Below are 14,754 nucleotides of genomic sequence, written 5' to 3'. Positions count from 1 at the left end.
TCTTACTCTGGCTTGAGCGTTTTACGCACCTCCGTCACCTGATCGCCGGTGACGGCGGGCGCGTTATTGCTCCAGCCCTGGCGAATAAAGGTCGCCAGCTTGGCTACCTCGTCATCAGACAAGCGTTGATCAAAGCCCGGCATCGCCAGCGTTGACGGCGCCTTCGCGGTAGACGGCTGCTGCGCCCCCGCGAGGATCGTGTGGATCAGCCCGGTGGGATCCTGCGCGTTGACAATGCTCGCCTGATCCAGCGCCGGGAACACGCCTGGCGCCCCTTTACCGGTGACAAAATGGCACGCGCCGCAGTTATCAAGATAGAGCCGCTCGCCTTCCGAGAGGTTTTTCGCGGCGGTGAGCGTCGCTTCCGTGGCCTGCTGCTTCTGCACATTGGCCACCTGCAGCGGCGGATTACCGCCGAGGAACTTCAGGTACGCCGCGATGGCGTGCAGATCGGCGTCGGTCATGTGTGAACTGGAGTGTTCCACCACCGACGTCATCTCACCGCCCACCGCCGCCTGGTCGTTGCGCCCGGTTTGCAGGTAATCCACGATCTCCTGCGTGCTCCAGCGCGGCAGCCCGCGCAACGACGGCACATCCCAGTGATTGAGGCTGCCGCCCGCGAGGAACTGCGCATCGCTGCTGTCCAGCGCCTTCTCGTTCATGCCAAAGCCGCGCGGCGTGTGGCAGCTGCCGCAGTGCCCAAGACTCTCCACAATGTAGGCCCCGCGGTTGATCTCCGCTGAAGCACCGCCAATCGGCTGGAACGGCTTCTCATCGGTAAACGCCCAGTTCCAAAGACGCATGCCCCAGCGCTGGCTAAACGGGAAGCGCAGGTCGGTCTTCTGCGGCTGTGCGCTGCTGGGCTGCACGCCTTTCATGAAATAGACATACAGCGCGTGCAGATCGGCGTCGCTGATTTTGGCGTAGTCCGGGTACGGCATCGCCGGATAAAGGCGTGAACCGTCGGGCAGCACGCCTTTACGCACCGCGTCAGAGAACTGCTGTTCGCTGTAGCGCCCGATGCCATGCTCCACGTCCGGCGTAATGTTGGTGGAGTAAATGGTGCCGAGATTCGATTCAATGGCCAGCCCACCCGCGTAATCGGGTTTGCCCGCCACCGAGTGGCATGCCATGCAGTCGCCCAGGCGCGACAAATACTCCCCGCGCTTGATCAGCTGCGCGTCATCTTCCGCATGAGCCTGCAAGGCCAGGCTTCCCAGCATCAGCGCGGGGGCGATTAACAAAGGTTTGATGTTCATCGAGTTATGCCTGTACCAGTGGGCCGGGGTTTTTCACGTACTGTTCTTTGATCGCCTGCGCCGCCATCAGCGTGATCGCCCCGATGGTGTCGGTGGGGTTCGCCTGGAAGTTCTGCGGGAAGGCGTTGCCACCCGGCACAAACACGTTATGCACGTCCCAGCTTTGCAGGTACTTGTTCAGCGCCGAGGTTTTCGGGTTATCGCCCATCACCGCGCCGCCCACGTTGTGGGTCGAGACGTATTTGGTGAGATCAAAATCCGCGCCCATCGGCAGGAAGCTCATGCTCATGCTGTCCGGGTTGAGCTCTTTGGCGATATCACCGACGATGCCTTTAAGATGCTGCTGTAACTTCAGTTCGTTGGCTTTCCAGTTAAACGTCATGCGCAGCAGCGGCTGGCCGCGATGGTCGGTGTAGTGCGGATCGAGGTCCAGATAAATGTCGCGGTACGACTGGCACGTGGTGGTGATGCTGATCTTCATCGAATGGTTGTACCACTGCTCCAGCCCCTCTTTATAGCCCATGCCCCAGCTGGGCGTGCCTTTCGGCAGCGCTGTGGCAATCGGCGTACCGGTGGCCTGCGAACTGTGGATCTTCGCGCCGCCGAGGAAGCCGAGGCCAGGGCCATCGAAGTTGCCCGGCGAGATATCGTTAAACATCTGGCCGGTAGCGCCCGCGGTAGCAAAAGAGTTGAAGTTTTTGTCTTTGAAAAACAGCGTCGCGCCGCCGTTGGACAGGAACGCATAGTTACGCCCGACCACGCCCTCTTCGGTAATCGGGTTATACGGCTTGCCAATGCCGGAAAGCAGCATCAAGCGCACGTTATAAAGCTGGAAGCTCGACAGCACCACGATCTTCGCCGGCTGGAACACTTCATTACCGTCCGCATCGTAATAGAGCACGCCTTTGGCGGTTTTTTGATCGTCGTGTAACACCACTTTGAATACTTCCGCATTCACTTCATAGGAGAAGTTGGGCAGGCGTTTCAGCGCATCCATCACCGCCGTTTGCGGTGAGGCTTTGGAGTAGTTCAGGCACGGATACTTCGAGCAGTAACCGCAGTAGTTACACGGCGCGATCTGGTTGCCGTAGGGGTTTTTCCACGCGCGCGAGACGCAGGCGGAGGGATTGGGGAACGGATGGTAGCCCAGCTTTTTCGCCGCCTCTTTGAACATCACGTTGTTCAGCGTGTCGTCAAGCGCGGGCAGCGGATAAGGTTCGGAGCGCGGCCCTTCAAAGGGATCGCCGCCTTCCAGAATCTGACCGCGCAGGTTGCCGGTGTTACCGGACTGACCGCAGATCAGCTCAAACTTATAAAAATAGGGTTCGATTTCATCCCAGGTGAACGGGAAGTCCATCACGCGCATGTCGTCTTGCAAAATGCCGGGTTGGTACGCCTGGTCAACGTAGGTTTTCAGCTTGATGTCGGTGGGCGTTGGACGAATCAACACCGCCGTCCAGTGCATGCCCGCGCCGCCGACGCCGGTGCCCGGCGCAAACGCGCCCCATTTGCGGGTAGGCAGCGCCGTCTGGTCCATGTTGTAGCGCACGGTAACCGCCACTTCTTTGGGCGTGGCGAAGACTTTGTTACGCACGTTATAGGCGTATTCATCCGCCGGTTTCGGGTAGGCGAAATCGGGGTAGTCGCGCTCGCCGCCGCGCTCCAGCGCGCGCACTTCCAGCCCGGCCAGCGCCAGTTCGATGCTCATCAGCGAGCCGGCCCAGCCGAGGCCGCACACAACGACATCGACGTCTTTCTTAGTGATCTGTGCCATGTTTTTCCTGCGTTAAATTGCCGATACGGGGGATCAGGCGCGCTCGCCTGACAGGCTAACCGGACCCAGCGGATACGGGACGTTGTGCTGCTTCACCCACTCGGTAAAACTGGCGCGCGCGCCGGGGAAGCCGATGGCAATCCAGGCTTTCATGCCTTTGTTGCCGCCGTACATGGGATCGGCGAGGTAGCCGTGTTTGGTATCGGAAAGCAGTTGGCTAAAGAACTGCGACGCTTTGAGGTTCGGTTCGCCCAGCGCGGCAAAATCGATGCCGTCATTTTTATTCACTTTGGTGAGCACGGCATCTTTCTGCTCCACCGTTAGCGCATGGAAAGGCTTTTGGTAGGTCGCCTGCGTCCACTGCTCCACCAGCCGGATGCCGGTTTGATACATCTGCTGCGGCGTAAACGGAACTTGGTAACCCATGGTAGCGGGTGCGTGTACGTCAAACGGGCCCTGCAGATAGATCTCTGCGCCAAACTCCGGGCTGTGCAGCTGCTGATCGATAAAAATCGGCACGTTGGTTTCCAACGCGCCCGGCGCTTTGCCGCTGCCGCCCGCCGGGATCAGGCGATCGGTGGCGGCCAAAATAAATTGCCACTCTGACGCGCTGAAAAAGATCGGCTGATAGGCGGCCAAATCAGGGGCGGCCATTTCTGCCGCCTGCGCCGCAGTTAATCCCCTGAGCACCAGGTCACTTAACGGCAAAGCCAGTAACGACCCCAGTAAAAATTTACGTCGGGTTGTGGGTTTTTGTAGAAGCATGGCGCGGCGGCTCTCACTTTCCAGGAAAGATAATTGTGTGGGATGGCTTAATTAATCGGTAAATACCCCGGCGATGTTAGGGATATAAATGTGTCTGGATGTAAAAATTAAATTAAAGATGTATTTATTTCACGCCGCATTATTTCTTTGAAGCGCGAAAGAGGAATGAAAGCAGCGGATTACATTGTTAATTTCACATTAACCGTGAGATAACGCTGAGGGATGGCGGGCAGCATGGTGTAAGCGTTGGTTATTGATCGCAAGCGGAAATTGTCGCGCCGTGGAATCAAGAAAAATAAATCATCAGTTCTATGAGCGCATCGCTTCATTTTATATCACCTTATTTCGTCACTCACCGCGAGGTTACCCAGGTTTATTTCTTGCGTGTGACAAAACGCGCAAAAAATCGGCTAAATAGTCTCTCACGGTGCGTAATGGTTATTTCCGGCACAGCTCAGAACAAAGCGGCATTTTGACTTTGACGTTTCAACGATAAATTTATCTCTCCCGATTTCAGAGAGAAAAATAATGCGACTGTGGATATTACTCGTGGCGCTGTGCAGCAGCGTCCTGACGGCGCAGGCCGCCACGCCCAAAGATACCTTGGTAGTGGCCGTGCCGCTGGACGGCATTATCAGCTTTGATCCCGCCGAAAGTTTCGAGACCGTCAGCAACAGCGTGCAGCGTAATCTTTATCAAACGCTGGTCGAGGCAGACCGCAACACGCCGCAGCGGCTCGCCCCGCTGCTGGCCAGCGCGTGGCGCCCCGGCTCGTCCCCCCACAGTCTGGTGTTTACCCTCAATCCGGCGGCGCGCTTTGTCAGCGGCAATCCCGTGACGGCGCAGGATGTGATCTTCTCGCTGACGCGCGCGGTCAAACTCAATAAAGCCCCCGCCTTTATTCTCGCGGAGTTTGGTTGGACGGCAGATAACATCGCCGCACAGTTTACCGCGCACAGTGACACCGAGCTGGAGATCCGCTGGCCCGCCGCCATTGGCGCGGATCTCGCGCTGCGGTTGCTGAGCGCGCCGGTGGCGTCGGTTGTGGACAGCCAAACCGTGCAGCAGCACGCCGTGAATAACGATCTTGGCAACGGCTGGCTGCATACGCAATCGGCGGGCAGCGGCGCGTTTCGTATCCAGCAGTATGTGCCGCAGCAGGCCTTGGTGCTGAGCGCCAACCCCCATGCAACGCCGCAGCCGCATCTCACCCGCATCCTGCTCAAGGGCGTGGCGGATGCCGCCACCCGCCGCCTGCTGATTCAGCAAGGTGATGTGGATATCGCTTATCAGCTTGGCCCGGATCAAATCGATGCCCTGAAGCAGGACAGCCGCGTGCGCATTGCGGCGTTTCCCTCAAGCCTGATCTACTACCTCGGCTTCAACACCCAAAGCCAGGCGCAGCCCGCGCTGGGCAATCCCGCCTTTTGGCACGCCGCGCGCTGGCTGGTCAACTACCAGGCCATTTCGCAGCAGCTGCTGAAAGGGCAGTATCAGATCCACCAAAGTTTTCTGCCGCAGGGATTTGATGGTGCGCTGAGGGATCAACCGTTTCACTACGACGTTGAGAAAGCGAAAACCCTGCTGGCGGCGGGGGGCATCAAGCCCGGCACGCGCGTGGTGCTGACGGTCGTGAATCAGCCGCCTTACAGTGATATTGCGCAGGCGCTGCAGGCGGGCTTTGCCCAGGCCGGCATCGACATTGTCTTGCAGCCAGTGGCGGAGTCAGAGCTGTGGAGCAAAATGCGCGGCCGTGATTTCCAGGCGATTCTCAGCTACTGGGGCGCGGATTACGTCGATCCCAACAGCAACGCCAGCGCCTTTGCGCTAAACGTGCCGGGCGGCGCCAAAACGTTGGCGTGGCGCGTGGGTTGGTCGATCCCCGAACTGAGCGCCAAGACGCGGGCCGCCGCCGGCGAGAGCGATGCGGCAGCGCGCCGGGCGCTCTACGGCGAATTACAGAAAACGATCCAGCATGATTCGCCGTTTGTGGTGATGCTGCAGGGCGCACAGCAGGTAGCGATACGCAGCAACGTGAGCCACGTGCAGCAGGGCATCGGCGTCAGCCTGCTGTTTTTTGATGCGGTAGAGAAGCATTAACGGCGCAGGTGGCCTCGCGCCTTGGCGAGGCCACCACGCAGGCAGAGAGCCTCGCACGCGGCTGGGTGGTCGCCGGGCATCCGCCTCCTCTGCTAACATAAGTAAATGGACAAATATCAACAACTCAAACGTACCAAACGGCTGGCGCTGGCGCTGCTGCTGATCGCTGCCGGCACCTTTCTTGTGACGCTGTTTTTACCGCCCAACATCTGGGTGCTGGGCGTGAAAGCCATTGCCGAAGCGGCCATGGTCGGTGCGCTCGCCGATTGGTTTGCCGTGGTGGCGCTGTTCCGCCGCGTGCCGCTGCCGTTTATCTCGCGCCATACGGCGATCATTCCGCGCAATAAAGATCGTATCGGGGATAATCTCGGGCGCTTTGTGCAGGAGAAATTTCTCGATACCGACTCGCTGCTGGCGCTGATTCGCCGTCACGATCCGTCGCAGATGCTGGCGCAGTGGCTGAATACGCCGGGCAACGCCGACCGCATTGGTCGTCATCTTTTACAGGTGATGCGCGGCTTTCTCGATCTCACCGACGACGCGCGCATTCAGCGCTTTCTGCGCAGCGCCGTGCACCGCGCGCTCGACAAGGTGGATCTCACCCAGTCCAGCGCGCTGATCCTCGACAGCCTGACCAAAGATAACCGCCATCAGGCGCTGTTGGATGCCGCAGTGGAGCAGCTGCTGCGCCTGCTGCATAAACCCAGCACGCGTGATTTCATCGCCATGCAGATTGTGCGCTGGCTCAAGCGCGAGCATCCCATCAAGGCCAAAGTGTTGCCCACCGAGTGGCTGGGTGAACACAGCGCAGAGCTGGTCTCCAACGCGGTTAACTCGCTGCTGGATGACGTGGCGCGCGATCAAGGCCATGAGTTTCGTCAGGGGTTTAATCGCGCGGTACAGCGCCTGATTGAACGGCTGAAAACCGATCCGGAGATGGCGCAGCGGGCGGAAAACATCAAAAGCTGGATCAAAGAAGACGCATCGCTGAATCGCTATATCGGTGAGCTGTGGCATGACATGCGCACCTGGCTGAAAACCGATCTGGCCAGCGAGGACTCACGCGTGCAGGAGCGGGTACGCCAGGCCGCGCTGTGGTTCGGCGAAACGCTGCTGGCGGATGAAGCGCTGCGCAGCTCAATGAATCAGCACCTTGAAGATGCCGCGCGCAGCGTGGCGCCGGAGTTTGCCCACTTTCTCACGCGTCACATCAGCGACACGGTCAAAAGCTGGGATGCACGGGATATGTCGCAGCAAATAGAACTGAATATCGGCCGCGACCTGCAGTTCATTCGCATCAACGGCACGCTGGTCGGCGGTTCGATTGGGCTGGTGCTGTATCTGCTTTCACAGCTGCCGCTGCTGCTGGAGACCCTGCACTAAAACAAAAAGGGCGGTCATGGTGACCGCCCTTCGCCATTGCTACGTTTGACGCGCAGCTAGCTGCGTTTGACCAGCAAATAGAGGCTGATGGCAAAGAACGCGGCGCTGGGCAGAATCGCCCCCAGCACCGGCGGAATGCCATAGACAAGACTCAGCGGACCGAAGATCTGATCCAGCACGTAGAACAGGAAGCCAAAGCTGATGCCGGTCACCACGCGCACGCCCATCGACACGCTGCGCAGCGGTCCAAAGATAAAGGAGAGCGCCATCAGCATCATCACCGCCACCGACACCGGCTGGAAAATTTTGCTCCACATGTTCAGCTGATAGCGGCCGGAGACCTGCCCGCTCTGCTTGAGGTACTTACTGTAGTTATACAGGCCGCTGATCGAGAGCGCGTCGGGATCCAGCGCCACCACGCCAAGCTTATCGGGCGTGAGGTTGGTTTTCCACTCGCCGCTCAGGCTCTGCGAACCGGTGATTTGCTTGGGATCGGTCAGGTTCGATTCATCGATCTGCGACAGCGCCCACGCCTTTTTCTCCGCGTTCCAGGTGGCCGTTGCGGCGTAACGGACGCTTACCAGGCGGCGCGCATCGTCAAACTTATAGATGCTGACGCCATCGATGACGTTATCGCCTTTTAAGCGCTCAATGAAGATAAAGTTGTTGCCGTCTTTCGCCCACAGGCCGCCTTGGGTGGACATCAGCGAGCCACCGTACAGCTGCTGCGCACGGAAGTTACGCGCCATCTGCTCACCCTGCGGCGCGACAAACTCGCCCACGGCCATGGTCAACAGCACCAGCGGAATCGCGGTTTTCATTACCGCCAACGCCACCTGCATGCGGGTAAAGCCCGACGCCTGCATCACCACCAGCTCGCTGCGCTGCGCCAGCGTGCCCAGACCGAGCAGGGCACCCAACAGGGCGGCCATCGGGAAGAAGATCTCGATATCTTTCGGCACGCTCAGCAGGGTGTAGTAGCCCGCATCCAGCGCGGTATACGCGCCCTGCCCGGTTTTACGCAGCTGATCAACGAACTTGATGATGCCCGAGAGCGACACCAGCATAAACAGCGTGGTCATGATGGTGTTAAAGATGGTTTTGCCGATATAGCGGTCAAGGACCTTAAACATCACAGCGATCCTCCACGGCTAAAACGTCCACGTAGGCGCCGCATCGGCACCGTATCCCACAGGTTGAGCAGCACGGCCAGCCCCAGATAGGCCACGTTCACCGCCCACATCCACAGCGCAGGATCGAGCCGCCCTTTCGCACCGTTGGAGCGCAGCGAGCTTTGCAGCAGGAAAAAGATTAAATACAGCAGCATCGCCGGCAGCATCGACAGCACGCGGCCCTGACGCGGGTTCACCACGCTAAGCGGCACCACCATCAGCGCCATGATCAGCACCGAGAAGATCAGCGTCAGACGCCAGTGGAACTCAGCCTGGAAGGTCGGCGTCTTGTTCTGATAAAGGGTGCTGATGTCCGCCTGATCCGCATCGTTGGGATCGAGCGTGGCCTCTTTGTATCCCACAATCGCCTGATAATTTACAAAATCAGTGATGCGGAAATCGCGCAGCAGCGCGGTGCCTTCAAAGCGGGTGCCTTTATCCAGCGTGACCACCTGCGAACCGTCCTGGCGCTGCTCCATATGACCGCTGTCGGCCACGACCACGGACGGACGCGCGTTGCCTTTTGGACGCAGCTGCGCAAGGAACACGTGGCCGAACTGGTTGCCTTTCACGTTCTCAACGAACAGCACGGTGTTGCCGTCGCTGGAGGTCTTGAACTGGCCGGCCGCCAGCGCAGCGGCGCCGGGGTTGGCTTTGGCGTTTTGCGTGACTTCATCCTGATAGCGGGATGACCACGGGCCAAGCCAGATGACATTGACCGCCGCCACCGCGGAGGTCAGCAACATCAAAATCATCGCGGCTTTCACCAGCACGCTTTTGCCCAGCCCACAGGCGTGCATCACCGTAATCTCGCTTTCGGTGTACAGCCGTCCCAGGGTCATCAAAATCGCCAGAAACAAGCTTAGGGGCAGGATAAGTTGTGCCATTTCGGGCACGCCGAGTCCTAACAGGGTCAGAACAAGATTTGTTGGGATTTCGCCATCCACCGCGGCACCTAAAATCCGTACTAACTTCTGGCAAAAGAAGATCAGTAGCAGGATAAAGAGGATAGCCAGCTGGCTTTTGAGCGTTTCCCGAACCAGATATCTAATGATGATCACGCTTAGTACGCCTGTGATAACTTGTCTTTTTGCAGGAAAATCGCTAGTTTCAACGCTTATCGACCATTTTTCTTCATCAATGGCCGTTAGCGTAGCTAAAATTGTATGACGAACGCGTTAGGGTGGTGGAAAAACAACACATTGCCACCCCCATCTCATTATGACTGTCGGCGATGAAATGTCATCCACCGCAACAAATTAATGGGTAACGAACGCGCTACATTCTAACGACAGCAAAGGCCGTTGTCTTTAAGATTCAGGAGAGTGCATGGAGTTCAGTGTAAAAAGCGGTAGCCCGGAAAAACAGCGCAGCGCGTGCATTGTTGTCGGTGTTTTTGAGCCGCGCCGTTTATCCCCGATTGCTGAGCAGTTAGACAAAATCAGCGACGGCTACATCAGCGCCCTGCTGCGCCGCGGTGAGCTGGAAGGTAAAGTGGGCCAGACCCTGCTGCTGCACCATGTGCCTAATATTCTCTCTGAACGCATTCTGCTGATTGGCTGCGGTAAAGAACGGGAATTGGATGAGCGCCAGTATAAGCAGGTGATCCAAAAAACCATCAATACCCTCAATGACACGGGCTCGATGGAGGCCGTCTGCTTCCTGACCGAACTGCACGTTAAAGGGCGGAATACCTACTGGAAAGTGCGCCAGGCGGTGGAAACCTCAAAAGAGGCGCTCTACAACTTCGATCAGCTGAAAAGCAATAAAGTGGAGCCGCGTCGTCCGCTGCGCAAGCTGGTGTTTAACGTGCCGACGCGCCGTGAGCTGACCAGCGGCGAGCGCGCCATTCAGCACGGCCTCGCCGTGGCCGCCGGTGTCAAAGCCGCGAAAGATCTCGGCAATATGCCACCTAATATCTGTAATGCCGCTTACCTCGCCTCGCAGGCGCGTCAGCTCGCCGATGCCTACAGCAAAAGCGTCACCACGCGCGTGATTGGCGAACAGCAAATGAAAGAGTTAGGGATGAACGCTTACCTGGCAGTAGGCGCGGGTTCGCACAATGAATCGCTGATGTCGGTGATTGAGTACAAAGGCAGCAGCGATCCGGAAGCGCGCCCGATTGTGCTGGTCGGCAAAGGCCTGACCTTCGATTCCGGCGGTATCTCCATCAAGCCGGCGGAAAGCATGGATGAGATGAAGTACGACATGTGCGGCGCCGCATCGGTGTACGGCGTCATGCGCATGGTGGCGGAATTGAATCTGCCGCTCAACGTGGTCGGCGTGCTGGTGGGCTGCGAAAACATGCCGGATGGCCGCGCGATGCGTCCCGGCGATGTGCTGACCACCATGTCCGGGCAAACCGTAGAAGTGCTTAACACCGATGCCGAAGGCCGTTTGGTGCTGTGCGACGCGCTGACGTACGTTGAACGCTTCGAGCCGGAAGTGGTGATTGACGTTGCCACGCTGACCGGTGCCTGCGTGATTGCGCTGGGTCATCACGTGAGCGGCTTGCTCTCTAACCACAATCCGCTGGCGCACGAGCTGATCAGCGCCTCTGAGCAGTCTGGCGATCGCGCCTGGCGCTTGCCGATGGCCGATGAGTATCAGGAGCAGCTGGAGTCGAACTTCGCCGATATGGCGAATATCGGCGGCCGTCCCGGTGGGGCCATCACCGCCGCGTGCTTCCTGGCACGCTTCGCGCGTAAATATAACTGGGCGCACCTGGACATCGCGGGCACCGCATGGCGCTCCGGCAAAGCCAAAGGCGCCACCGGCCGTCCGGTGCCGCTGCTGTCGCAGTTCCTGTTGAACCGCGCGGGCCTGAACGGCGACGATTAATCGCCGTTCAAAATAGACACACGTACTCATGGGGCGCACAATGCGCCCCACTGTCATTGATGGAAACCACTCAGCCATGAAAAATGCCACGTTCTACGTCATGGAATCGGCAAGCGCCAGCGACGGCCTGACGGCCATTGAAGCGCTGGTGTGCGATTTAGCGGAAACGCGCTGGCGTGAAGGCAAACGCATTTTGATCGCCTGCGAAGATGAAGCGCAGGCCAACCGCCTTGATGAAGCCCTGTGGCAGCGACCGGCTAACGCCTTTGTGCCGCATAATCTGGCGGGCGAAGGTCCGCGCTACGGCGCCCCGGTAGAGCTGGCCTGGCCGCAGCGTCGCGGCAGCGCGCCGCGCGATCTGCTGATCAGTCTGCTGCCCCACTTCGCAGATTTTGCTACTGGTTTCCATGAAGTGATAGACTTCGTTCCTTACGAAGAATCCCTGAAACAACTGGCGCGCGACCGCTATAAAGCGTACCGCAGCGTTGGTTTCCAATTGAATACGGCGACGCCTCCGCCGCCGCAAACGACATAGCAGACATGGAAAAGACATATAACCCGCAAGATATCGAGCAGCCGCTCTACGAGCACTGGGAACAGCAGGGCTACTTCAAACCGAATGGCGATACCAGCCAGGAAAGCTTTTGCATCATGATCCCGCCGCCGAACGTCACCGGCAGCTTGCATATGGGTCACGCCTTCCAGCAAACCATCATGGATACCCTGATTCGCTACCAGCGCATGCAGGGGAAAAATACCCTGTGGCAGGCGGGTACCGACCACGCGGGCATCGCCACCCAGATGGTCGTTGAGCGTAAAATCGCCGCAGAAGAAGGCAAAACGCGCCAGGATTACGGCCGTGAAGCGTTTATCGACAAAATCTGGCAGTGGAAGGCGGAATCGGGCGGCACCATTACCCGCCAGATGCGCCGTCTCGGCAACTCCGTGGACTGGGAGCGCGAACGCTTCACCATGGATGAAGGCCTGTCCAATGCGGTGCGCGAAGTGTTCGTGCGCCTCTACAAAGAGAACCTGATTTACCGCGGCAAGCGCCTGGTGAACTGGGATCCCAAGCTGCGCACGGCGATCTCCGACCTGGAAGTTGAAAACCGCGAGAGCAAAGGCTCGATGTGGCACATCCGCTATCCGCTGGCCGATGGCGTGAAGACCGCAGAAGGTCACGATTATCTGGTGGTCGCGACCACGCGTCCGGAAACCCTGCTGGGCGATACCGGCGTGGCGGTGAACCCGAACGATCCACGCTACAAAGATCTGATCGGCAAAGACGTGATCCTGCCGCTGGTGAACCGCCGCATTCCGATCGTGGGTGATGAACACGCCGACATGGAAAAAGGCACTGGCTGCGTGAAGATCACCCCCGCGCACGACTTCAACGACTATGAAGTCGGACGCCGCCACAAGCTGCCGATGATCAACATTCTGACCTTTGATGGCGACATCCGCGAGCGTGCGGAAGTGTTCGACACCAACGGTGAAGCAAGCAGCGCCTGCGCCGATGACATCCCGGCCGCGTTCCAGAAGCTGGAGCGTTTCGCCGCGCGTAAAGCCATTGTCGCCGCGGTGGACGCGCTCGGACTGCTGGAGGAGATCAAACCGCACGATCTGACCGTGCCTTACGGCGATCGCGGCGGCGTGGTCATTGAACCGATGCTGACGGACCAATGGTACGTGCGCACCGCACCGCTGGCGAAAGTGGCGGTAGAAGCGGTGGAAAACGGCGATATCCAGTTTGTGCCTAAGCAGTACGAAAACATGTACTTCTCCTGGATGCGCGATATTCAAGACTGGTGTATTTCACGCCAGCTGTGGTGGGGACACCGCATTCCGGCCTGGTACGACGACGCGGGCAACGTGTACGTGGGCCGCAGCGAAGATGAAGTGCGTCAGGAAAACAACCTCGCCGCTGATGTCGCACTGCGCCAGGACGATGACGTGCTGGATACCTGGTTCTCATCAGGCCTGTGGACCTTCTCCACGCTGGGCTGGCCTGAGAACACCGAGGCGCTGCGCACCTTCCACCCGACCAGCGTGCTGGTGAGTGGCTTCGACATCATCTTCTTCTGGATTGCGCGCATGATCATGCTGACCATGCACTTCATCAAAGATGAAAACGGCAAGCCGCAGGTGCCGTTTAAAACCGTTTATATGACCGGTTTGATTCGCGATGAAGAAGGCCAGAAGATGTCAAAATCTAAAGGTAACGTCATCGATCCGCTGGATATGGTCGACGGTATTTCGCTGGAAGACCTGCTGGAGAAGCGCACCGGTAACATGATGCAGCCGCAGCTGGCGGAAAAAATCCGCAAGCGCACCGAGAAGCAATTCCCGGACGGTATCGTGCCTTCTGGTACCGACGCGCTGCGCTTCACGCTAGCGGCGCTGGCCTCCACCGGACGCGATATCAACTGGGATATGAAGCGTCTGGAAGGCTATCGCAACTTCTGTAACAAGCTGTGGAACGCCAGCCGCTTTGTGCTGATGAACACCGAAGATCAGGATTGCGGCCAGAACGGCGGCGAGATGAAGCTGTCGCTGGCCGACCGCTGGATCCTCACGGAATTCAACGGCACGGTCAAAGCCTACCGCGAGGCGCTCGATAGCTATCGCTTTGATATCGCTGCTAACATTCTGTATGACTTCACCTGGAACCAGTTCTGTGACTGGTATCTGGAGCTGACCAAGCCGGTGATGAACAGCGGCAGTGAAGCGGAGCTGCGCGGCACGCGCCATACGCTGGTGACGGTGCTGGAAGCGCTGCTGCGTCTGGCGCACCCAATCATTCCGTTTATCACGGAAACCATCTGGCAGCGCGTGAAAGTCCTGAAAAACATCAGCGACGACACCATCATGCTGCAGCCTTTCCCGCAGTTTGACGCCGCGAAAGAAGATGCCGCCGCGCAGGCGGATATCGAGTGGATGAAGCAGGCGATCATTGCGGTGCGTAACATCCGCGCCGAAATGAACATCTCGCCGGCGAAGCCGCTGGATGTGCTGCTGCGTGACTGCTCGCCGGCCGCACAGCGTCGCGTTGAGGAGAACCGCAACTTCCTGTCGCGCCTCGCGCGTCTGGAAAGCCTGACCATTCTGCCTGCGGGCGAGAAAGGTCCAGTGTCGGTCACCAAGATTGTGGAAGGCGCCGAGCTGCTGATCCCGATGGCCGATCTGGTCAACAAAGACGCCGAGCTGGAGCGTCTGGCCAAAGAGCTGGCGAAGCTGGAAATCGAGATCGAGAAAATTCAGGTCAAACTGGCGAACGAAGGCTTTGTGGCACGCGCACCGGAAGCGGTGGTGGCCAAAGAGCGCGAGCGCGTGGTGGAGCTTGAGCAGTCGAAAGCAAAACTGATTGAACAGCAGGGCGTGATTGCGGCATTGTAAGCGCTGACGTCGACCTGCTTAACCAAGCCGGGCACTGCCCGGCTTTTTTACACCGGAAATTTAC

At 58.6% G+C, this 14,754-nt stretch carries 10 protein-coding genes; 5 read left to right on the top strand and 5 right to left on the bottom strand.

The genetic code is table 11. The features are described 5' to 3' along the window. Positions 1-2: 2 nt before the first annotated feature. From LU196_RS10280 to LU196_RS10270, 3 genes are read right to left on the bottom strand one after another with little or no spacing between them, the layout of a single operon-like run. Positions 3-1,259 (bottom strand): cytochrome c, encoded by a 1,257-nt coding sequence (locus tag LU196_RS10280; protein WP_232759197.1) that lies wholly within the window; start codon positions 1,257-1,259, stop codon positions 3-5. 4 nt (positions 1,260-1,263) lie between these two features. After that, positions 1,264-3,033, bottom strand: coding sequence for a GMC family oxidoreductase (locus LU196_RS10275; protein ID WP_232759196.1), 1,770 nt, complete (start codon positions 3,031-3,033; stop codon positions 1,264-1,266). A gap of 33 nt (positions 3,034-3,066) precedes the next feature. Further along, a complete protein-coding gene (locus LU196_RS10270; RefSeq protein WP_232759195.1) occupies positions 3,067-3,798 on the bottom strand; it encodes a gluconate 2-dehydrogenase subunit 3 family protein in 732 nt (243 codons plus the stop codon). Between the two features lie 528 nt (positions 3,799-4,326). Here LU196_RS10270 and LU196_RS10265 point away from each other — a divergent pair. Both LU196_RS10265 and LU196_RS10260 read left to right on the top strand, forming a co-directional pair. Continuing rightward, the gene (locus LU196_RS10265) at positions 4,327-5,898 is read left to right on the top strand and encodes an ABC transporter substrate-binding protein (protein WP_232759194.1); all 1,572 of its coding nucleotides are present in this window, start codon (positions 4,327-4,329) and stop codon (positions 5,896-5,898) included. Positions 5,899-6,003: 105 nt separating this feature from the next. Next, positions 6,004-7,281 carry a DUF445 domain-containing protein gene (locus LU196_RS10260; RefSeq protein WP_232759193.1) on the top strand — a complete coding sequence of 426 codons (1,278 nt, stop codon included), beginning with the start codon at positions 6,004-6,006 and terminating at the stop codon, positions 7,279-7,281. Between the two features lie 56 nt (positions 7,282-7,337). On the opposite strand, the gene lptG is transcribed toward LU196_RS10260, so the two are convergent. Together lptG and lptF are read right to left on the bottom strand one after the other, a co-directional pair. Continuing rightward, the gene (gene lptG / locus LU196_RS10255; protein ID WP_232759192.1) at positions 7,338-8,414 is read right to left on the bottom strand and encodes an LPS export ABC transporter permease LptG; all 1,077 of its coding nucleotides are present in this window, start codon (positions 8,412-8,414) and stop codon (positions 7,338-7,340) included. Continuing rightward, positions 8,414-9,514: an LPS export ABC transporter permease LptF gene (gene lptF, locus LU196_RS10250; protein WP_232759191.1), complete on the bottom strand. Its 1,101-nt coding sequence runs from the start codon at positions 9,512-9,514 to the stop codon at positions 8,414-8,416. The genes lptG and lptF overlap by 1 nt, the downstream gene beginning before the upstream one ends. Before the next feature lie 268 nt (positions 9,515-9,782). Between lptF and pepA the strand changes: the two genes are divergently transcribed. The 3 genes from pepA to LU196_RS10235 all read left to right on the top strand — a co-directional run bounded on the left by pepA (position 9,783) and on the right by LU196_RS10235 (position 14,690). Then, the gene (gene pepA / locus LU196_RS10245) at positions 9,783-11,294 is read left to right on the top strand and encodes a leucyl aminopeptidase (RefSeq protein ID WP_232759190.1); all 1,512 of its coding nucleotides are present in this window, start codon (positions 9,783-9,785) and stop codon (positions 11,292-11,294) included. Between the two features lie 76 nt (positions 11,295-11,370). Further along, positions 11,371-11,829: a DNA polymerase III subunit chi gene (locus LU196_RS10240; RefSeq protein ID WP_232759189.1), complete on the top strand. Its 459-nt coding sequence runs from the start codon at positions 11,371-11,373 to the stop codon at positions 11,827-11,829. Between the two features lie 5 nt (positions 11,830-11,834). Next, positions 11,835-14,690, top strand: a complete 2,856-nt coding sequence (locus tag LU196_RS10235; protein ID WP_232759188.1) for a valine--tRNA ligase — start codon at positions 11,835-11,837, stop codon at positions 14,688-14,690. Positions 14,691-14,754 lie beyond the last annotated feature (64 nt).

The organism is Pantoea sp. Mb-10 (assembly GCF_021272205.1).
In the GTDB taxonomy this organism is placed as follows: domain Bacteria; phylum Pseudomonadota; class Gammaproteobacteria; order Enterobacterales; family Enterobacteriaceae; genus Pantoea.
Note: the sequence above shows the minus strand (reverse complement) of the source record. Positions and strands in the feature narration are given on the sequence as shown.